The following is a 19,930-nucleotide window of genomic DNA, read 5'->3' on the forward strand; positions in this document are numbered from 1 at the left end:
AGGAGAGCCATGAGCGCCGACCAGATCACCCGCCCGTCGCTGCTCGACCAGAGCATCGGCGAGGTCGACCCCGAGATCGCCGCCGTCCTCGACGGGGAGCTCGCCCGCCAGCAGGACACCCTCGAGATGATCGCCAGCGAGAACTTCGTCCCGCGCGCGGTCCTCGAGGCGCAGGGGTCGGTCCTCACCAACAAGTACGCCGAGGGCTACCCGGGCCGGCGCTACTACGGCGGCTGCGAGCAGGTCGACGTCGCGGAGACCATCGCGATCGACCGCGCGAAGGCGCTGTTCGGCGCCGAGCACGCCAACGTCCAGCCGCACTCCGGCGCCACCGCCAACGCCGCGGTCCTGCACGCGCTCATCCGCGCAGGGGACAAGATCCTCGGCCTCGAGCTGGCCCACGGCGGCCACCTCACGCACGGCATGAAGATCAACTTCTCGGGCCGGCTCTACGACGTCGCCTCCTACGGCGTGGACCCGGACACGTTCCTCGTCGACATGGACAAGGTCCGCGAGGCGGCGCTCGAGCACCGCCCCGACGTCATCATCGGCGGCTGGTCCGCGTACCCCCGCCAGCTCGACTTCGCGGCGTTCCGCTCCATCGCCGACGAGGTGGGCGCCAAGCTCTGGGTCGACATGGCGCACTTCGCCGGCCTCGTCGCCGCCGGGCTGCACCCCTCGCCCGTGCCGCACGCGGACGTCGTGTCCTCCACGGTGCACAAGACGATCGGCGGCCCGCGCTCGGGCTTCATCCTCTCGCGCGAGGAGCACGCGAAGAAGCTCGACTCCGCGGTCTTCCCCGGCCAGCAGGGCGGCCCGCTCATGCACGTCATCGCCGCCAAGGCCGTGGCGTTCAAGATCGCCGGCAGCGAGGCGTTCCGCGACCGCCAGGAGCGCACGCTCGAGGGCGCGCGGATCATCGCCGAGCGCCTGACCGCCCCCGAGGTGGCGCAGGCCGGCGTCTCGGTCCTCACCGGCGGCACGGACGTGCACCTCGTCCTCGTCGACCTGCGGCACTCCGAGCTGGACGGCCAGCAGGCGGAGGACCTCCTCCACGCCGTGGGCATCACCGTGAACCGCAACGCCGTGCCGTTCGACCCGCGCCCCCCGCGCGTCACCTCCGGCCTGCGCATCGGCACGCCGGCACTGGCCACCCGCGGCTTCGACGCCACGGCTTTCGCCGACGTCGCCGACGTCATCGCCACGGCGCTGACCCAGGGCGCGGGGGCCGACGTCGACGCGCTCAAGGCCCGCACGGCCCGGCTGGCGGAGCAGTACCCGCTGTACGCCGGCCTGCGCCAGTACTGAGCGGGCGGCGCCATGACGGCACAGCTGCTGGACGGCACGGCCACGGCCGCGGCGATCAAGGCGGAGCTCACGGAGCGGGTCGCCGCGCTCGCGGCGCGGGGGGTCGTGCCCGGCCTGGGCACCCTGCTCGTGGGCGACGACCCCGGCTCGCGCTGGTACGTCGCCGGCAAGCACAAGGACTGCGCGGAGGTCGGCATCGCCTCGCTGCGCGAGGACCTGCCGGCCGACGCCACGCAGGAGGACATCGAGGCCGCGGTGCGGCGCCTGAACGAGGACCCGGCCTGCACCGGGTTCATCGTCCAGCTCCCGCTGCCCGCGGGGATCGACACCCAGCGCGTCATCGAGCTCGTCGACCCCGCCAAGGACGCGGACGGGCTCCACCCGACGAACCTCGGCCGGCTCGTCCTGCGCGTGGCCGAGGACCTCGACTCACCGCTGCCCTGCACGCCGCACGGCATCGTCGAGCTCGTCGAGCGGCACGGGATCTCCTGGCGCGGGGCCGAGGTCGTCGTGGTCGGGCGGGGGGTCACCGTGGGGCGCTCGATCGGGCTGCTGCTGACCCGCCGGGCGGTCAACGCCACCGTGACGCTGACGCACACCGGCACGCGGGACCTGGCGGGGCTCACGCGCCGGGCCGACGTGGTCGTCGCGGCGGCGGGCGTGCCGGGCATCGTCACCGCGGACATGGTGAAGCCGGGGGCGGTGGTCGTCGACGTGGGCGTGTCGCGCGCGACCGATCCCGGGACCGGGAAGAGCCGGGTCGTCGGGGACGTCGAGCCGGGCGTGCGCGAGGTCGCGGGCTGGGTCTCGCCCAACCCCGGCGGCGTGGGCCCGATGACCCGCGCGATGCTGCTGCGCAACGTCGTCGAGACCGCGGAGCGCGCGGCGCGCTGACGACGGGCGGGGCGTGGGCGATGAGCGGGCGATGAGCGGGCGATGAGCGGGCGATGAGCGGGCGATGAGTCCGTGCCCCGCCCGCGGTCTGCCCCACCAGGACGGGACGCACGGGGCGTCCCGACGACGAGGGGAGCCCGCCATGGGCAAGGTCCGTCCGCACCTGTGGTTCGACCACGAGGCCGAGGAGGCCGCGACGTTCTACGCCGCGACGATCCCCGGGTCGAGGATCACGCACGTCAACCGCGCGCCGGAGGGCGTGCCGGGTGTCGAGGCCGGCGCGGCGTTCGTCGTCGAGCTCGAGCTCGACGGCATGCCGGTCACCTTCCTCAACGGCGGGCCGGGCCACCCGCAGACGGACGCGTTCAGCCTCGTCGTCGACTGCGCGGACCAGGCGGAGGTCGACCACTACTGGGCCGCGCTGACCGCCGACGGCGGTACCGAGGGCCAGTGCGGCTGGTGCCAGGACCGCTTCGGCGTGTGGTGGCAGGTCGTCCCGCGCGGCATGGAGGAGGTGCTCGCGGGCGACGACCCCGAGGGCACCCGGCGGGCGATGGGGGCGATGTTCGGCATGCGCAAGCTGGACGTCGCGGCCCTGTGGGCGGCGTACCGCGGGGAGACGGCCACCGTCTGAGCCGGGCCCGGACGTCGCGGGGTCGTGTCGGTGCCCTGCGGCAGGATGTCCGGGTGCTGACCGTCGCCACCGTGAACGTCAACGGCATCCGTGCCGCCGCCCGCCGGGGCATGGGCCTCTGGCTCGACGAGCGCAAGCCCGACGTGCTGCTCCTCCAGGAGGTGCGCGGGTCCGACGAGGTGCTGACCGAGCACCTGCCGGGGGACTGGCACCTCGTGCACGAGGAGGGCGCGGCGAAGGGGCGGGCCGGCGTCGCGGTGGCGTCGCGGCTGCCCTTCACCGCGGTGCGCGTGGGGCTGGGCACCGACGTCCCCGGGGACGCCGGGCGCTGGGTCGAGGCCGACCTCGAGGCGCCCGGCGGCGCCCTCACCGTCGTCTCGGCGTACCTGCACTCCGCGACCGTCGGGACCCCGTCGCTCGACGAGAAGTACGCCTACCTCGAGGTCGTGACCGTCCGGATGGCGCAGCTGGCCGACGCGACGGCGCTCGTCGGCGGCGACCTCAACATCGCCCATCGGGAGGTGGACCTCAAGAACTGGAAGGGCAACCTGAAGAGCGCGGGCTTCCTGCCCGAGGAGCGCGCGTACCTGGACCGGTGGTTCGACGACCTCGGCTGGCGCGACCTGGGCCGGGACCTCGGCGGGCCGGGGCCGGGGCCGTACACGTGGTGGTCCTGGCGGGGTAAGGCGTACGACAACGACGCCGGGTGGCGGATCGACTACCAGCTCGGCTCGCCGGATCTCGCCCGCCGGGCCGTCCGCGCGCAGGTGGACCGGGCCGCGACCTACGCGGAGCGCTTCTCCGACCACGCCCCGCTCGTCGTGGAGTACGACCTGTAGAGGTCGTGCCCTGACGGGTCAGTAGCGGATCGCGTCGATGACCTTGACGCGGACCGCGACGACGGCCGGGATGAGGCCCGCCAGGGCACCGACGCCCGTCGCGGCCGCCATGCCGACGAGCGCGGCCGACACCGGGAACGGCGGCATCTCCTGGATGGCCCCGCCGAACACGCGGTCCACCGGCACGGACTTGATGATCGCCACGGCGAGCACCACGCCGACCGCTCCGGCGACGACGGTCGCCACGACCGACTCCATGAGCACGCCGAAGAACACCCGCCCCGAGGTGGCGCCGAAGGACCGGCGGATGCCGATCTCGCGGATGCGGTAGCGGACGGTCACGAGCGCGATGTTCACCAGGCCGAGGCCGCCGAGCAGCAGCGCGAAGGCGCCGACCCCGATGCCCACCCAACGGGCGGCGCCGTCGATGTCGAAGGTCTCGCCCCAGCCGCGGTTGTCGCTGACGTCCACCTGCAGGCCCGGCACGGCGGCGGCCATGTCGCGGGAGATCCGGGCGCCCAGCTCGTCGGCCATGTCGGCGGGCACCCACACGGACAGGGTCGGCGGCCCGCCGCCCCAGGCCGGGTTGGCGGTGCCGTACCAGTGCGCGAGCTGGTCGTAGAGGACCATCGCGAACGGCTCGGGGTTCTCGTACCCCTCGTCCATGACGCCGATGACCGTGGCGCGCACCGGGTCCGTGCGGCCCAGCAGGACGGTGGGGTGGTCCGCCACGCGGGCCCCGACGCGGTCGAGGAAGGCCTCGTTGACCACCAGCGTCGGCGCGTAGGCCTGCGCGTCGGCGGCCGTGAACCACCGGCCCTCGGTGATCGGGATGCGCTGCAGGACCCCGGCCGCCGGGTCGACGGCCCGCACGCCGATGTCCTGCACGCCGCTGCCGGGGAAGCGGATGGGCGCGCCCGTCCACAGGTCCCGCGTCGACCAGGTGAGCCCGTAGCGGGCCAGGGTCTCGGCGTAGGCGGCGTCGACGCGGGCGTTGTCCTCCTCGGTCGTGGCGCCGGTCATCGACCACGCGCTCACCATGAGCGTGACCTGCCGGCCGGACTGCCGGTCCGTCTGCTCGGCGAAGGCCTGCTTGAGCATCGCCACCGCCGCGGTGACCCCGGTGATGGCCGTGACGGCCACGGCGACGCCCACGAGGGCGAGCAGCACGCGCAGCCGGTGGATGCGCAGCTCCTGCCACGCCTCGACGACGGTGCTGACGAGGCCGGTCACGGTCCGACCACCGGGCTCGTGACCTCGGTGCGGGCGGCATCCGGTGCCGCTGCCGGCGGCGCGGCGGGCACCGACGGCGCGAGCACCGGCGGCAGGCTGCGCCCGGACGCGTCGTGCGTGCGCTCGGCCAGGTCCACCGGCACGTCGCCGACCCACTCGGTGACGCGCCCCGGCTCGCCGAGGCTCACGGGGACGAGCACGCCGTCGGCCAGCCGGTAGCAGCGCTGGGCGCGCGCGGCCACGGACAGGTCGTGCGTGATGGTGACCAGCGCCGCCCCGGTGTCGGCGGCGACCTCGTCGAGCAGGTCCATGACGCTGGCGCCCGTCTCGACGTCGAGGGCGCCGGTGGGCTCGTCGGCGAGGATGACGCGCGGGCCGCGCACGAGGGCGCGGGCGATGGCGACGCGCTGCTGCTCACCGCCGGACAGCTTCTCCGGCATCGTCTCCAACCGGTCGCCCAGGCCGACGCGCTCGAGCATCGCGGCGGCCAGCGAGGTGCGCCGCCAGAACTGGCGACCCGGCGCGTACATGAGCGGCGCGACGACGTTCTCCAGCGCGGTGCGCCCCGGCAGCAGGTTGAACTGCTGGAAGACGAAGCCGAAGTCGCGCCCGCGCCGCTTCGTCCGGGTGCGCGACGAGAGCCGGCCGATGGGCACGCCGTCCAGCAGGTACTGGCCCTCGGTGGGGGAGTCGAGCAGCCCGAGGATGTTGAGCAGCGTCGACTTGCCGGTGCCGGAGCGCCCGACGACGGACACGTGCTCGCCCGTGTCGACCGCCAGGTCCACGCCGCGCAGGATGTGCAGGCGTCGGTCGTCGGGCAGCAGGACCGAGCGCGTGACGCCGGTCAGCTCCAGGAGCGCGCTCATCCGCCGCACACCGCCGGGTCGTACTGCGACGGGTCGGCGCAGTCGACGGCCGCGTCGGCCACCGGGATGAACTGCAGCACGTGCTCGCCGGGCTCCAGGCCACCCGTGACCTGGACCATCTCGCCGTCGGTGAGCCCGAGGGCGACCTGCCGCAGCTCGCCCTCCGGGGCCGCGTCCGTGACGACCCAGACGTTGCCGTTCTGCACCGAGCCCTGCACGGCGGTCACGGGGACGACGACGCCGTCGGCCTGCCCGTTGGTGATCTCCAGGTCCGCGCCGAGGCCGGCGAACGCGGTGACGCCGGCGGGCACGGCGCACGTGACGGTCCCGGACGCCGTCGTGCCGTCGGGGCTCGTCGCGACGCCCGTGCCGGCGCCGCCGGCGTCCGTGCCGGTCCCGGTGCCGCCGGCCGCGGCGCCGATCCGCATTCCGGTGCAGGTGAACGGCGCGGGCCCGCCCTTGAGCGTGACCTGGGCCTCCGTCGGGGCGTTGACGAGGCGGTACTGCTGCTCGGGCGTGAGCGTGCCCGTGACCGACAGGGTGCCGGGGGTGACGCTCGCGACGACGTCCCCGATGGCGACCTCCTGCCCGACGAGCACCGGCAGCGTGAGGGTCCCGCCGACGGGCACCGTGATCGTCGTCGTCGTGACCTTCGGGGCGCGCTCGGTGACGGTCTGCTCCCCGGTGGTGGGGTCGGTCGTGACGACCGGCTCCTGCGGCGTCTCCGTCCGGATCTGCACGATCCCGGCATCGGGCCCGACGCCGACGCCGTCCGTCGCCAGGAGCTTGGCGACGGTCCCGGCCGCCGTGGACTTCACGGGGACGGCCGGGTCGGCCACGACCGACCCGGCGACCTTCACCGTGTTGACGACGGTCCCGGTGGCGACCTCGACGGTGGGCTCGACGAGCTGGCCGCCGGGGACCAGCGGGTCCTCCGCCGTCTGCAGCTCGGCTCCGCTGAACGCGATGCGCACGAGCGCGACGGCGATGACCGCCCAGATGACCAGGCGCAGGGCGGGGAAGACGATGCGACGGGTGACACCCACGGTGGTGCGCCTCTCGGGTCGGGGGCCGGCTGCCCCCCAGCCGACCACGCGACCCTAGCGGCCGGCATCGTCCCGCAGGAGGAGATTCGGCCCCCGAGTTGCACGACTGTGGTTCACGTGCTGCCGCGGCCCCGCCCCACCGGGGGAGGACGGCGGCACCGTGTCAGCGACCCGCCGGCGTCAGGCCCAGCGAGAGCCCGGCCAGACCACGGCGACGGCCGGCGAGCGCGGTCGCGACCCCGCGCAGCGCCTGCGCCCCCGGGCCGCCGGGGTGCGCCGCGACGACGGGCACGCCGGCGTCGCCGGCCTCCCGCACGGGGACGTCGAGGGGCACCTGCGCCAGCACCGGGACGTCGGTCCCCGTCAGGCGGGACAGCTCGTCGGCGACCTGACGCCCGCCGCCGCTGCCGAAGAGCTCGAGGCGCGTGCCGTCCGGCTGCTCGAGCCAGGACATGTTCTCGACGACGCCGACGACCCGCTGCCGGGTCTGCACGGCGACCGAGCCGGCGCGGGCGGCGACCTCCGCGGCCGCCGGCTGCGGCGTGGTGACCACGACGATCTCGCTCGTCGGGAGGAGCTGCGCCACGGAGATGGCGATGTCGCCGGTGCCGGGCGGCAGGTCGAGCAGCAGCACGTCGAGGTCGCCCCAGAACACGTCCGCGAGGAACTGCTGCAGCGCGCGGTGCAGCATCGGTCCGCGCCACACGACGGGCTGACCCGCGGGCACGAACATCCCGATGGACACGACCTTGACCCCGTGCGCGACGGGCGGCAGCAGCATGTCGTCCACCCGCGTCGGCGCGCGGTCCACGCCCAGCATGCGCGGCAGGCTGAAGCCGTGGATGTCGGCGTCGACGACGCCCACGCGCAGGCCCTCCTGCGCGAGCGCGACCGCGAGGTTCGCCGTCACGGTCGACTTGCCCACCCCGCCCTTGCCGGACGCGATGGCGTAGACCTTCGTCAGCGAGCCGGGCTGCGCGAAGGGGATGACCGGCTCGGCGGTGCCGCCGCGCAGGTGGGCGCGCAGCTCCGCGCGCTGCTCGGGGCTCATGGCACCGAGCGCGACGTCGACGGACGCGACCCCCGCGACGCCGAGCGCGGCGGCGGTCACGTCGCGCGTCAGGGTGTCCTTGAGCGGGCACGCGGCGACGGTGAGGTCCACGCCGACCACGACGTGCGCGCCGTCCGGGCCCGACCCGGCCACCTCGACCGACCGGACCATGCCGAGCTCGGTGATCGGCCGGCGGATCTCGGGGTCCTGCACGGCGCCCAGCGCGGCGCGGACGGCGTCGACGAGGGCGTCCGACGACGGGCCGGCGGAGGGCGTCGTCCCCTGGTCGGGGACGTCGCGGCGGACGTCGCGGCGGACGTCGCGGCGGACGTCGACGGGGTCAGCGGGACGAGGGTCGGGCACGGGTCCCATCGTAGGTGGCGACGGAGGACCCTCCCGTGGGACCCCCGGCCACGTCCTCCGCGGGCGCCGCCGCCGCGCGCGGTGCTTCCTCCGGCACGACGGGGACGGCGGTGGTGGCGGTCCCGGGCTCCTGCCGGCGCCGGCGGCCACGGCCCTTGCGTGCCTCGCCCTTGCGCGCCTCGCCCTTGCGGCCCTCGCCCTTGCGGCCCTCGCCCCTGCTGCGCCCCTCGCCGCGCCCCTCGCCGCGACCGGCGTCCTCGTCGCCCTCCTCGTCGCCCTCGTCGTCCGCGAGGAGGTCCTCGAGCAGGTTGCGCAGCTCGGAGCGGACGAAGTCGCGGGTCGCGACCTCGTTGAGCGCGATGCGCAGCGCCGCCACCTCCCGGGCCAGGAACTCCGTGTCGGCGAGGTTGCGCTCGGCGCGCGTGCGGTCGAGGTCGGCCTGCACCCGGTCGCGGTCCGTCTGACGGTTCTGCGCGAGGAGGATGAGGGGCGCGGCGTAGGAGGCCTGCAGGGACAGCATGAGCGTCAGCGCGGTGAAGCCGTTGGCCGCCCGGTCGAAGCGCAGGTCCTCCGGGGCGAGGGAGTTCCACAGCAGCCAGACGACGCAGAACAGCGTCAGCCAGAGGATGAACGTCGGCGTGCCGAGGAACCGCGCGATGGACTCGGAGACCTTGCCGCTCGTGTCCTGGTCCAGGCGCGGGCGCGGCAGGAGCGGCCGCCGCGTGCTGCGGGGCGTGTCGAGGCGCTCAGCCACGACGCACCGCGCGCACCGGGTAGAAGGTCTCGTCCGTCTCGCGCCAGTCCTCGGGCAGCAGGTGGTCGAGGACGTCGTCGACCGAGACCGCCCCGAGCAGCCGCCGCTCGGCGTCCACGACGGGCAGCGCGAGCAGGTTGTACGTGGCCAGGCGGCGCGTGACGGACTGCAGGTGGGCGTCGGCGGTGACCGTCTCGATGTCGCTGTCGACGATCGTGCCGATGGACTCGTGCGGCGGTTCGCGCAGCATCCGCTGCAGGTGCACCACGCCGATGAACCGCCCCGTCGGCGTCTCGAGCGGCGGGCGCACGACGAAGACCATGGAGGCGAGCGCCGGCGTCAGGTCCTGCCGGCGCACGTGCGCCAGGGCGGCGGCGATGGGCGTCTCCGGGCCGAGGATCACCGGGTCGGTGGTCATGAGGCCGCCGGCGGTGTTGTCCTCGTAGGCCAGGAGGCGGCGCACGTCCTTGGCCTCCTCCGGCTCCATCCGGGCCAGCAGCTGCGCGGCCTGCTCGTCGGGCAGCCCGCCCAGCAGGTCGGCGGCGTCGTCGGGCTCCATCGCCTCGAGGACGTCGGCGGCGCGCTCGACGCCGAGGTCGGCGAGGATCGCGACCTGGTCGTCCTCGCCCAGCTCCTCCAGGACGTCCGCCAGGCGGTCGTTGTCGAGGGCCGCGGCGACCTCCAGGCGGCGGGTGATGCCCAGGTCGTGCAGGCGGTCCGCCAGGTCGGCGGGCTTGAGGTCGCTGAACTGCGCGAGCAGCGACTGCGTGCCCTGGACCGGCGCCCGCCCGCCGAGCCCGCGCACGGCGTGGTGGTCGACGACGAGCGTCTCGCCGCGCCGCCGCAGCAGCCCCGACCCGCCGCCCTGCCGCCGCACCGACAGCCGCCGCACCTCCCAGTCGCCGTTGCGCTGCCGCTCGATGGCGACGTCCTCCACGGTGACCTGCCCCGACCCGTCCACCATGTCGACGGTCCGGTCCAGCAGCTCCCCGACGACGCTCGTCTCGATCGCCCGCTGCTCGAAGCGGCGCATGTTGAGCAGACCGGTGGAGATGACCCGTCCGGGCTCGATGGAGGTCACGCGCGTCAGGGGGAGGAACACGCGGCGCCGTCCCGGCACCTCGACGACGAGGCCGACGGCGCGCGGCGCACGCTTCTCGCGGATGAGGACCACGACGTCGCGCACGCGGCCGACCTGGTCCCCGATGGGGTCGAACACCGCGGTCCCGGCCAGGCGCGCGACGAACACAGGGGTCCCGACGCCGCTCACGCCGTCAGCCTAGACGTCGCCGGCGCGCCCGCCCCGCCTGGGAGCGGGCTGGGCGTCCGCTCCGGGTTCGCTGCGGGTTCCCCCCATCACCAGGACGGGCGGCCCCCGCGCGGGGATGATGGACGCATGTCCCTCTCCGGCAACACCCGCAGCCCCCGCACCCCGACCCTGCCGCAGGGCGAGACGGTCGCGTCGTACGCGACGTACCTCGAGGCGCAGAAGGCGGTGGACCACCTGTCGGACAAGGAGTTCCCGGTCGAGCTCGTGACGATCGTGGGCACCGACCTGCGCATGGTCGAGCGCGTGATGGGCCGGCTGACCTACCCCCGCGTGGCGCTGAGCGGGTTCGCCTCCGGCGCCTGGTTCGGCATCTCGTTCGGCCTGCTCATCGGGCTGCTGGCGGGCGATGGGCTCGGGGTGACCGTGCTGGCCGGCCTGCTCATCGGTGGGGCCTTCGGGCTGCTGTTCGCGGTGGTCGCGTACGCGTTCACCGGCGGCCGGCGGGACTTCACCTCGTCGAGCCAGATCGTCGCCACGACGTACTCCGTGCTGTGCCGGGAGGAGAAGGCGCACCAGGCCCGCCAGCTCCTCGCCGAGGTCGGCGGGGTGCAGTCGGGCTGGGGCCGCCCCCAGTCCGCGCCTGTCGCGCCGCCGGCGCCGCGGCCGCAGGCCGTGCACCAGCCGGTCCAGCAGCCCGTGCACCAGCCCGCGCACCAGCCCGCCCAGCCGCAGCCCGGGCAGCCGCAGGCCGGTCAGCCCTGGGGCGCGCCCCAGCCCCAGCCCCAGCCCCAGCCCCAGCAGCCGCCGCAGCCCCCGCAGGGCTGACCCAGGGCTGACGCAGAGCTGACGCAGCGCCGAGCCGGGCGCCGGCCCCAGGCAGGGGCCGGCGCCCGGCTGCGCCCGGGCCGCGCGCCGCGTCAGCCGAGCAGCCGGGCCATCCACGCCTCGACGTCGTCGGGCTCGCGCGGCAGCGCCGCCGACAGGTTCTCGACGCCGTCCGCCGTGACCAGCACGTCGTCCTCGATCCGCACGCCGATGCCGCGGAACCTCTCGGGCACCAGCAGGTCGTCGGACTTGAAGTACAGGCCGGGTTCGATCGTGAACACCATGCCGGGCCGCAGCTCGGCGTCGAGGTACATCTCCTTGCGGGCCAGCGCGCAGTCGTGCACGTCGAGGCCGAGGTGGTGGCTGGTGCCGTGCACCATCCAGCGGCGGTGGTGCTGGGCGTCCGGGTCGAGCGACTCCTCGGCGGTGCCCGGCAGCAGGCCCCACGCCGCGAGCCGGTCGGCGATGACGCGCATGGCGGCGGCGTGCACGTCGCCGAACCGGACGCCCGGCCGCGCGGCGGCGAAGGCGGCGTCCGCGGCGTCGAGCACCGCCTGGTACACCTGCCGCTGGACGTCGGTGAAGCGCCCGTCGACGGGCAGCGTGCGGGTCACGTCCGCGGTGTAGAGGGAGTCCACCTCCACCCCGGCGTCGACGAGCACGAGCTCGCCCGCACGGACGCTGCCGTCGTTGTCGGTCCAGTGCAGGGTCGTCGCGTGCTCGCCGCCCGCGGCGATGGTCTCGTACCCGACGGCGTTGCCCTCCTGCCGGGCGTGCCCGAGGAAGGTGCCCTCGAGCACCCGCTCGCCGCGCCGGTGCGCCGTGGCGGCCGGTAGCGCGCGCACGATCTTCTCGAAGCCCTCGACCGTGGCGTCGACGGCCCGGCGCAGCTCGGCCACCTCGTGCTCGTCCTTGACGAGCCGGAGCTCGGAGAGGGCCTCCGCGAGGCGGGCGTCCGTCTCGCCCGCCTCCTCCTGGCCCCGGATCTCGGCGACGACGGCGTCGACCGCCGGGTCGACGCCCGTGACGACCCGCAGCCGGACGCCGTCGGGGCCGACGTCCTTGGCGAGGGCGTCGCGCAGCTCGTCGAGGTCCGCGGTCGTGATGCCCGTCAGGGCGGCGACCTCCTCCAGCGTCGGGCGGGCGCCGACCCAGAACTCGCCGGAGCGGGCGTCGGAGAAGAACTCGTCGGTGTCGCGGCCCGCGAGCGGGCGGACGTGGAGGACGGCGCGGTGGCCGCTGCCGGACCCGCTGCCGGACCCGCTGCCGGCGCCCTCCTCGTCGGCGACGGGGTGCAGCACGAGCACGGCGTCCGGCTCCTGCTCGCCGCCGAGCCCGGTGAGGTGGGCGAAGGCCGAGTGCGGGCGGAAGCGGTGGTCGGTGTCGTTGGACCGGACCGTGAGCGTGCCGGCGGGCACGACGAGCCGCTCGCCGGGGAACAGCGCCGCGAGGGCCTCGCGCCGGGCGGCCGCGAAGGGGGCCGCGGGCGAGGGCTCGACCGTGCGCGGCTCCCGCGGCGCCCACCCCGACGTCATGTACGCCGCGAAGGCCGCGGACCGCGGCTTCTGCGAGCGGTTCGACCCCCGGTCCGCCAGCGTCTGGGGGTCGGACGGCTCGGCCGGGGTGGTGGCGTCGGGGACGGCGACGGGGGTCGCGCCGCCACCGGCGGGAGCGGTCGTCCGTGCGGTGGGCTCGAGGGGTTCCGTCATGGCCCCAGTATCCGCGCAGCACCCGCGCGGCGGCCGCGTGGCGACACCCGCGTGGGGACGCCCGCGTGGGGACGCCGGGGCGGGGACGCCCGCGTGGGGACGCCCGCGTGGGGACGCCGGGGCGGGGACGCCCGCGGGCGGCACTACCCTGGGCCCGGTGCGTGCCGACCTCCACACCCACTCGACCGCGTCGGACGGCACGCAGACCCCCGCGGAGGTGGTGCGGGCCGCCGCGGCGGCCGGCCTCGACGTCGTCGCCCTCACGGACCACGACACGACCGCCGGCTGGGACGCCGCCGCCGACGAGGCCCGTCGCTCGGGCGTCGCGCTGGTCCGCGGCACGGAGGTCTCCACGCTGTCGGGCCACGTGAGCGTGCACCTGCTCAGCTACCTGCACGACCCGGAGCACCCCGCGCTCGCGGCGGAGCTCGCCCGGACCCGGGCCGCCCGCGACGGCCGGGCCCGCGCGATGGTGGACCTCCTCTCCCGCGACCTGCCCATCACCTGGGCGGACGTCGAGGCGCAGTCCGTCGGCAACGTCGCCCTCGGCCGGCCGCACATCGCCGACGCGCTCGTCGCCGCCGGGGTGGTGCCCGACCGGGACACCGCCTTCGCGCGGCTGCTCAGCGCCCGCGGGCCCTACTTCGTCCCGCACCACGCGCCGCCCACGGCACGCGCCGTCGCGCTCGTGCGCGCCGCCGGCGGCGTCCCCGTGCTCGCGCACCCGGGCGCCGACGCCCGGGGCCGGGTCATCCCCGACGCCGTGTTCGACGAGCTCGCCGGCGCCGGGCTGGCCGGCGTCGAGGTGCACCACCGCGACCACACCCCGGCCCAGGTCGCGCGGCTGTCCGCGATCGCCGCGCGGCTCGGCCTGCTCGTCACGGGGTCCAGCGACTACCACGGCACGGGCAAGGTCAACCGGCTGGGGGAGCACCTGACGGCCCCGGAGGTCGTCGCCGCCGTCGAGGAGCAGGGAGGGCTGCCGGTGGTCCGGCCGTGACGGGGGCGTTCGACGCCCAGCTGCTGCTGTCCGTCTTCATCACGCTGTTCGTCATCATGGACCCGCCCGGGACCGTGCCGATCTTCCTGGCGCTGACGGGGACGATGACACGGGCCGAGCGCTCGCGGGCCGCCCGGCAGGCGGTGCTCGTGGCGCTGGGCGTCGTCGTCGCCTTCGCCGTGTTCGGGCAGGGCCTGCTGTCCTACATGCACATCTCGCTGGCCGCCCTGCAGGGGTCGGGGGGCCTGCTGCTGCTCGTCGTCGCCATGGAGCTGCTCACGGGCAAGGCGGAGGAGCCGCAGCCGGCGGCGGCCGGGCGCGTCAACGTGGCGCTGGTGCCGCTCGGGACGCCGCTCCTGGCGGGGCCCGGCGCCATCGTCGCGACGATGGTCTTCGTCCAGCAGGCCGAGCAGACGTGGGACTGGGTCGTCATCGCGCTGGGCATCCTCGGCGTGCACCTGTGCCTGTACCTGGCCATGCGGTTCGCCGGCGCGGTGCACCGGGTGCTGGGGGAGTCGGGCACGACCCTCGTGACCCGCATCGCGGGTCTGCTGCTCGCGGCGATCGCCGTGCAGCTCGTCGCCGACGCGGTGCGCGCCTTCGTCACGGAGGGCTGAGGCCGGCACGGGGGACGGTGACGGCGCCGACCCGTCGTGGGTCGGCGCCGTCGCGGTGCGCCCTCGTGGGCGCCGGTCAGGCCTCCGGGGCCGCCGGTGCCGGCTCGCCGGACGCCGGTGCGCCCGCAGCGCCGTCACGGCCGCCGCGGGTGCGCCGGCGGTTGCGGCTCCGGCGGCGGGGGGCGTCGCCCTCCTCGCGCGGCCCGGTCGCGGTCGCGCCGTCGCCCGCCCCGGCCGTCACCCCGGGCGCGTCGAGCGTCGTCGGGCCGTCCGCGGCCGCGTCCCGCGCGCGGCCCTCGCCGCGCCCGGACCGGCCCCGGCCGCCGCCGCGCTCGTCGCGCCCGCGGCCCGCGTCACGCCCGCCCTCGCGCGCGCCTTCCCGCCCGCCCTCACGACGGGGCTCGCGACCGCTCTGGGCGCCGGCCCCGCCGCCGCGCTTGCCGGTCTCGCCCAGGTCCTCGAGCGCCTCGGCCTGCAGGCCGGCGCGGGTGCGCTGCTCCTTCGGCAGGCGCCCCGTGGTGCCCGCGGGGATGTCGAGCTCGGCGTAGACGTGCGGCGAGGAGGAGTAGGTCTCCACGGGCTCGGGGATGCCGAGGCCCAGCGCCTTGTCGATGAGGCCCCAGCGGGGGATGTCGTCCCAGTCGACGAAGGTGACGGCGGTGCCCGTGTGCCCCGCGCGGCCCGTGCGGCCGGTGCGGTGCAGGTAGGTCTTCTCGTCCTCGGGGCACTGGTAGTTCACGACGTGCGTGACGTCCTCGACGTCGATCCCGCGCGCCGCGACGTCCGTGGCGACGAGCACGTCGACCTTGCCGTGGCGGAACGCGCGCAACGCCTGCTCGCGGGCGCCCTGGCCGAGGTCGCCGTGCAGGGCGCCGGCGGCGAACCCGCGCTCGACGAGCTCGTCGGCCACCTTGGCCGCGGTCCGCTTCGTGCGCGCGAAGACGATCGTCAGGCCGCGCTTGCGCGCCTGGAGGATGCGGGCCAGCAGCTCGACCTTGTCCAGCGCGTGCGCCCGGTAGACGACCTGCGCGATGTTCTTGACGGTCTGGCCGTCGTCGTCCGGCGCGGCGGCGCGGATGTGCGTCGGCTGCGTCATGTAGCGGCGGGCCATGGCGACGACCGCGCCGGGCATCGTCGCGGAGAACAGCATCGTGTGCCGGCTGGCCGGAGTGGCGCCCAGGAGCTTCTCGACGTCGGGCAGGAAGCCCAGGTCGAGCATCTCGTCGGCCTCGTCGAGGACGACCTCGACCACGCGGGACAGGTCGAGGTGACGCTGGTTGAGCAGGTCGATCATGCGGCCGGGCGTCCCGACGACGACGTCGGCGCCGCGCTGCAGCGCCTCGATCTGCGGCTCGTAGGCGCGCCCGCCGTAGACCTGCACGACGCGGACGGACCGGCGCGACGAGGCCGTCGCCAGGTCGCCGGCCACCTGGACGGCGAGCTCGCGCGTCGGCACGACGACGAGCGCCTGCGGCTTGCCCGGCGCGGGCAGGCGGTCGTAGCCGTCCTCGCCGGGCGCGACGACGCGGTGCAGCAGCGGGACGCCGAAGCCCAGCGTCTTGCCGGTACCGGTCTTCGCCTGGCCGATGATGTCGTGGCCCGCCAGCGCCACGGGCAGCGTCATGGCCTGGATGGGGAAGGGCCGGGTGATGCCGGCGTCGGCCAGGGCGGCGACGATCTCCGGGCGGACGTCGAAGTCCGCGAAGGAGGCGTCGACCGCCTGCACCGAGCTGTAGGAGGTGAGCGAGGAGCGCGCGTGCGCGTCGGCCTCGGTGGTGACGGTGGCGCTCTCGGGGGTGGCGCTCTCGGGGGTGGCGCTCTCGGGGGTGGGGGTCTCGTCGGGGGTGGGCGCGTCGGCGCCGGTCGTGCTCGTCTGGGTGGTCACGCGTGCTCTCGTCTGCTGAGGGCCTCCGCCGGGCGGGCGCCGACCGCGTCCGCCGGCCGTGGTGGCCGTGCGCGGTCTCGGCGCCGGCCGGGCGGTCGCCACGGCTGGCGGCAGCCGATCGCGGAGGTCGCTCGCGCTGCTCCGCCGGTGGGGCGGGCACGAGGTGGTCCGGGCGGGTGTCCCCACCCCTCGGACCGGTGGAGCTTCGACGGGGGGACGACCGGGCAACCGATAACACGGCCAGCGTAGCCGACGGGACCGCGCACCGGCCTGCGGATGTGGGCGGCGTGACAGCGCCCGCACTACGATGCCCGGATGACGTCGACGCCCCGCCGGCCGGACACCGCCACGTCCCGCGCCGCCACCACGGCCGCGGCCGACCCGGACGCCCGGGCCGCGGGCCGCCCGGGTGCCGGGGCCCCGACGGACGACGGCTGCTCCGCGGCCGACGCGATCGCGCTCCTCGGCCTCGTCGCCGAGCTCGAGCACGAGTCCTTCGCCCGGCTCGCGGCGGACGCTGCGGTCGCCCCCAGCCTCGAACAGAGCCTGCAGCTGTCGCGCCTCGCGGTCGAGGCCGTCGCGCGGCGGGACCGGGTGCTCACGCGGGTCACGGAGCTCGGCGGGGACCCGGTCGACGCGATGCGCCCCTACGAGCACATGCTCGACGACTTCGACGCCCGCACGACGCCGTCCTCGTGGTGGGAGCGCCTGCTCAAGGTGTACGTGGGCTACGGCGTGGCGGACGACTTCTGCCGCCTCGCGGCGGCCGGCCTCGACGAGCGCTCACGTGAGCTGGTCCTCGAGGTGCTGCAGGACGCGTCGCACGCCGAGCTCGCGGTGGCCGAGCTGGACGCCGCCGGGGCCGGCAACGACGTGCTGGCCGCCCGTCTCGCCCTGTGGGGCCGTCGGCTGGTGGGCGAGGCGCTCGGCACCGTGCAGCGGCTCGTCGTCGAGCACCCGACGCTGGCGCGGCTCATCGCCGAGCGGCCCGGTGCCCGCACCGCCACGGGACGCACCGGGCGCGACGCGACGGCGCCCGGCGTGCCGGTCGTCGCGGCGCCTGCGGCCCCGCTCGCGGTGGCGTCCCCGGTGGCCGCCTCGGTGGCTGCCCCGGAGAGCGGGGGCCACGGCCGTCGCTTCGGCCTCCACCGCCGCCGCCCGGCGGCCGTCCCCGTGCCCGCCTCCGTCGACCCGGCCACGGCGGAGGCCACGGCGGGGATCTTCGGGGAGCTGACCGCCGAGCACACGCGCCGCATGACGCGGCTGGGCCTCACGGCCTGAGCGCGCCCGTCCCACACGGCGGCGGCGTGGACGGACGCCAGGAGGGCGACAGGCCCGGCACCGGTGACGTGACGAGGGCCCTGCACGGCGCGCCGTGCAGGGCCCTCCTCGTCGGCCTCCGCGGCCGGAGCAGGGGTCAGATGGAGCCGAAGCCCACGCGCCCCTTGGTCTCCGTGCCGATCTCCACGTAGCCGATCGCGCTCGTCGGGACGATCACGCGCCGTCCCTTGCTGTCGGTGAGCTCGAGCGTCGCGCCGCCGCCGAGCGCCTCGGTGACCGCTGCGGCCACCGCGTCCGCCGACTGGTCGGACTCGAGCACGAGCTCGCGGGGCAGGTTCTGCACACCGATGGTGATGTCCACCGTCATCGTCTCCTCATGATCAGGTCGAGCACGGCGACCCTATCCCGCCACCTGCACGCCCTGCCCGCCGGCCCCGACAGCGCCGGGCAGGGCACCGGCGGTGCTCGCGGGGACCCCCGCGACGGCGCCCGACGGCGCGGGACGCGCGACCCCGAGCACCCCGTCCCAGGACAGCGCCGTGACGAGCTCGACCGCCTCGTCGGGGCCGAGGCCGTCCGGGCTGCGCAACCGGTGCGTGGCCGCCCCCCGGGCCAGGGCGACGAGCGCGACGGAGGCCAGGCGCGCCTGGGCGGGGGTGAGCGACGCCGTCGCCTCCAGGGCCGCCGCCACCCGCTGCGCCACCTGGAGGGAGGCGCTCTCCACCCGCTCGCGGACGCCCGGGTCGTGCCGCACGTCCGACTCGAACAGCAGGCTCGACGACTCGCCGGCCACGTCGACGAAGGCGAAGATCGCGTGCACGACGGCGTGCACGACCTGGCGTCCCCCGTCGGCGGGCACGGGTGCGGGCCCCAGCGCGGTGAGCGCGAGCTCGACCGTGCGCAGCAGCTCCTCGCCGCGCTGGTCGACGACGGCGAGGTACAGGTCGAGCTTCGACGGGAAGTGGCGGTAGAGCACGGGCTTGCCGACGCAGGCGCGATCGGCGATGTCGTCCATCGAGACGTGGTGGTAGCCCTCGCGCGAGAAGAGCTCCTGCGCGACCTGGAGCACCTGCGTGCGGCGCTCGTCGCGCGCGAGGCGCTGACCGCGGATGCGCGGGACCTCGCCGGTGACCGTCGGGACGGGGGCGGCCGCGGTGGCGCCCGTGCTCGTGCCCGGAGTCGTGCCCGTGCTCGTGCTCGTGCCCGGGTCCGTTCCGGTACCCGCGAGCGCGTCCACGGCGCGATGGTACGGCCTGCGTGGGGGCCGGCGGGAGCCTCCGGACGGGCAGTTGATCGGCCCAGCACCTGCGCGTGCGCCGTCGGGTGCGGGTGCGGGTGCGGGTGCGGGTGCGGGTGCGGGTGCGGGTGCGGGTGCGGGTGCGGGTGCGGGTGCGAGCATGGGGTCGTGCTCCGACCCCTCCCCGCCCGTCGGCCCCTGGTGCCCCCACCGGTGGGCGACGGGCCGCGACCGGTCGTGGCGGCGGCCGTCGTCGGGCTGTCCCTCGTCGCGGGCCTCGCTGTGGGGTCGGGCCTCGTCGGCGGGGGCGACGAGGCCCCCCGGACCGCCCGTGCCGTCGCGGCGGCCGACGCCGGCGCGGCGCCCACGACCACCGGTCAGGACGGCGTGCAGGACGGCGTGCAGGACGGCGCGCAGGACGGCGCGCAGGACGAGATCGGATCGGCGCCCGTGACCGCCGCGCCGCTCGTCCAGGAGCCGCTCGTGCAGCCGCCGGACCTCGGCGTGCTCCCCGAGGGTCTCGACGCCGCGGACCTCGCCGCCGGGTTGACCGGCACGGAGGTGCCCGAGGTCGCCACCGGCGCGCTCGAGGTGGTCCCCGGGTCCGGTGCGGCCGGTCCTGACGCCGGTCCGGGCGCGCGCGTCCGAACCGTGAGGGTCGAGGTCGAGGCGGGCCTGGCGGTCGACGGGGCGACCTTCGCGCAGTTCGTCATGCAGACCCTGGCGGACCCACGCTCCTGGGGCGGTGACGGCTCGACGACGTTCGTGCGCACGGACGGCGCCGCCGAGCTGCGCGTGGTGCTGGCCAGCCCCGACCTCACCGATGCGCTGTGCGCGCCGCTCGACACGGGTGGGCAGGTCTCCTGCGGGCGCGCCGGCGCCGCCGTCCTCAACTGGCGGCGGTGGGTGCTGGCCACGCCGGAGTTCGCCGACCGGACCGTCTACCGGCAGTACCTCGTCAACCACGAGGTCGGGCACCTGCTGGGCCACGGTCACCGCACGTGCCCCGGCGCGGGGCAGGTGGCGCCCGTCATGCAGCAGCAGACCCTCGGCGTGGCACCGTGCACCGCCAACGCCTGGCCCTTCCCGGGCTGACCTCCGGGGTGTCCTGAGCGGGG

The 19,930-nt window shown here is 76.0% G+C and carries 18 protein-coding genes and 1 pseudogene; 9 read left to right on the forward strand and 10 right to left on the reverse strand.

Annotation, left to right across the window (positions count from 1 at the left end):
• Nucleotides 1-9 precede the first annotated feature (9 nt).
• The 4 genes from glyA to BM048_RS14280 all read left to right on the forward strand — a co-directional run bounded on the left by glyA (nucleotide 10) and on the right by BM048_RS14280 (nucleotide 3,675).
• Complete coding sequence (gene glyA / locus BM048_RS14265; RefSeq protein WP_090034068.1) at nucleotides 10-1,308, forward strand: serine hydroxymethyltransferase; 1,299 nt, start codon at nucleotides 10-12, stop codon at nucleotides 1,306-1,308.
• 12 nt (nucleotides 1,309-1,320) lie between these two features.
• On the forward strand, nucleotides 1,321-2,202 hold the full coding sequence (locus tag BM048_RS14270; RefSeq protein WP_090034070.1) for a bifunctional methylenetetrahydrofolate dehydrogenase/methenyltetrahydrofolate cyclohydrolase: 882 nt from the start codon (nucleotides 1,321-1,323) through the stop codon (nucleotides 2,200-2,202).
• Between the two features lie 142 nt (nucleotides 2,203-2,344).
• On the forward strand, nucleotides 2,345-2,836 hold the full coding sequence (locus BM048_RS14275) for a VOC family protein (protein ID WP_090034072.1): 492 nt from the start codon (nucleotides 2,345-2,347) through the stop codon (nucleotides 2,834-2,836).
• Nucleotides 2,837-2,889: 53 nt separating this feature from the next.
• Nucleotides 2,890-3,675, forward strand: a complete 786-nt coding sequence (locus BM048_RS14280; protein ID WP_090034074.1) for an exodeoxyribonuclease III — start codon at nucleotides 2,890-2,892, stop codon at nucleotides 3,673-3,675.
• 18 nt (nucleotides 3,676-3,693) lie between these two features.
• Here the strand turns inward: BM048_RS14280 and BM048_RS14285 are convergent, their stop codons facing one another.
• From BM048_RS14285 to BM048_RS14310, 6 genes and pseudogenes are all read right to left on the reverse strand, one after another.
• On the reverse strand, nucleotides 3,694-4,908 hold the full coding sequence (locus tag BM048_RS14285; RefSeq protein WP_090034076.1) for an ABC transporter permease: 1,215 nt from the start codon (nucleotides 4,906-4,908) through the stop codon (nucleotides 3,694-3,696).
• Complete coding sequence (locus tag BM048_RS14290) at nucleotides 4,905-5,774, reverse strand: ABC transporter ATP-binding protein (RefSeq protein WP_090034116.1); 870 nt, start codon at nucleotides 5,772-5,774, stop codon at nucleotides 4,905-4,907. Before BM048_RS14290 ends, BM048_RS14285 begins: the two co-directional genes overlap by 4 nt.
• Nucleotides 5,771-6,820, reverse strand: a complete 1,050-nt coding sequence (locus BM048_RS14295; protein WP_090034117.1) for a permuted SH3 domain-containing protein — start codon at nucleotides 6,818-6,820, stop codon at nucleotides 5,771-5,773. The genes BM048_RS14290 and BM048_RS14295 overlap by 4 nt, the downstream gene beginning before the upstream one ends.
• Before the next feature lie 163 nt (nucleotides 6,821-6,983).
• Nucleotides 6,984-8,234: an Mrp/NBP35 family ATP-binding protein gene (locus BM048_RS14300; RefSeq protein ID WP_275407355.1), complete on the reverse strand. Its 1,251-nt coding sequence runs from the start codon at nucleotides 8,232-8,234 to the stop codon at nucleotides 6,984-6,986.
• 265 nt (nucleotides 8,235-8,499) lie between these two features.
• Nucleotides 8,500-8,988: pseudogene (locus tag BM048_RS19190) on the reverse strand (DUF1003 domain-containing protein); the annotation flags it as partial.
• Nucleotides 8,981-10,258, reverse strand: coding sequence for a magnesium transporter MgtE N-terminal domain-containing protein (locus tag BM048_RS14310; RefSeq protein ID WP_090034078.1), 1,278 nt, complete (start codon nucleotides 10,256-10,258; stop codon nucleotides 8,981-8,983). The pseudogene BM048_RS19190 and the gene BM048_RS14310, both read right to left, overlap by 8 nt.
• A 126-nt stretch (nucleotides 10,259-10,384) precedes the next feature.
• Between BM048_RS14310 and BM048_RS14315 the strand changes: the two genes are divergently transcribed.
• Entirely contained in the window at nucleotides 10,385-11,083 is a 699-nt protein-coding gene (locus tag BM048_RS14315; RefSeq protein ID WP_203708978.1) for a YflT domain-containing protein, read from the forward strand.
• A 92-nt stretch (nucleotides 11,084-11,175) separates the two neighbouring features.
• Here the strand turns inward: BM048_RS14315 and BM048_RS14320 are convergent, their stop codons facing one another.
• A complete protein-coding gene (locus BM048_RS14320; protein ID WP_090034080.1) occupies nucleotides 11,176-12,792 on the reverse strand; it encodes an aminopeptidase P family protein in 1,617 nt (538 codons plus the stop codon).
• Between the two features lie 157 nt (nucleotides 12,793-12,949).
• Between BM048_RS14320 and BM048_RS14325 the strand changes: the two genes are divergently transcribed.
• Together BM048_RS14325 and BM048_RS14330 are read left to right on the forward strand one after the other, a co-directional pair.
• Nucleotides 12,950-13,792, forward strand: a complete 843-nt coding sequence (locus tag BM048_RS14325) for a PHP domain-containing protein (RefSeq protein ID WP_090034082.1) — start codon at nucleotides 12,950-12,952, stop codon at nucleotides 13,790-13,792.
• The gene (locus BM048_RS14330) at nucleotides 13,789-14,409 is read left to right on the forward strand and encodes a MarC family protein (protein WP_090034084.1); all 621 of its coding nucleotides are present in this window, start codon (nucleotides 13,789-13,791) and stop codon (nucleotides 14,407-14,409) included. The genes BM048_RS14325 and BM048_RS14330 overlap by 4 nt, the downstream gene beginning before the upstream one ends.
• 76 nt (nucleotides 14,410-14,485) lie before the next feature.
• On the opposite strand, the gene BM048_RS14335 is transcribed toward BM048_RS14330, so the two are convergent.
• The gene (locus tag BM048_RS14335; RefSeq protein ID WP_090034085.1) at nucleotides 14,486-16,294 is read right to left on the reverse strand and encodes a DEAD/DEAH box helicase; all 1,809 of its coding nucleotides are present in this window, start codon (nucleotides 16,292-16,294) and stop codon (nucleotides 14,486-14,488) included.
• Between the two features lie 315 nt (nucleotides 16,295-16,609).
• On the opposite strand from BM048_RS14335, the gene BM048_RS14340 reads away from it, so the two are divergent.
• Nucleotides 16,610-17,575 carry a ferritin-like fold-containing protein gene (locus BM048_RS14340; RefSeq protein WP_090034086.1) on the forward strand — a complete coding sequence of 322 codons (966 nt, stop codon included), beginning with the start codon at nucleotides 16,610-16,612 and terminating at the stop codon, nucleotides 17,573-17,575.
• A gap of 136 nt (nucleotides 17,576-17,711) precedes the next feature.
• On the opposite strand, the gene BM048_RS14345 is transcribed toward BM048_RS14340, so the two are convergent.
• Nucleotides 17,712-17,936, reverse strand: a complete 225-nt coding sequence (locus BM048_RS14345; protein ID WP_090034120.1) for a DUF3107 domain-containing protein — start codon at nucleotides 17,934-17,936, stop codon at nucleotides 17,712-17,714.
• Nucleotides 17,937-17,975: 39 nt separating this feature from the next.
• On the reverse strand, nucleotides 17,976-18,812 hold the full coding sequence (locus BM048_RS14350) for a TetR/AcrR family transcriptional regulator (RefSeq protein WP_175499558.1): 837 nt from the start codon (nucleotides 18,810-18,812) through the stop codon (nucleotides 17,976-17,978).
• Between the two features lie 168 nt (nucleotides 18,813-18,980).
• On the opposite strand from BM048_RS14350, the gene BM048_RS14355 reads away from it, so the two are divergent.
• The gene (locus tag BM048_RS14355) at nucleotides 18,981-19,907 is read left to right on the forward strand and encodes a DUF3152 domain-containing protein (protein ID WP_239079022.1); all 927 of its coding nucleotides are present in this window, start codon (nucleotides 18,981-18,983) and stop codon (nucleotides 19,905-19,907) included.
• Nucleotides 19,908-19,930: the final 23 nt, after the last annotated feature.

The sequence above is a fragment of the Cellulomonas marina genome (assembly GCF_900111925.1).
In the GTDB taxonomy this organism is placed as follows: domain Bacteria; phylum Actinomycetota; class Actinomycetes; order Actinomycetales; family Cellulomonadaceae; genus Cellulomonas; species Cellulomonas marina.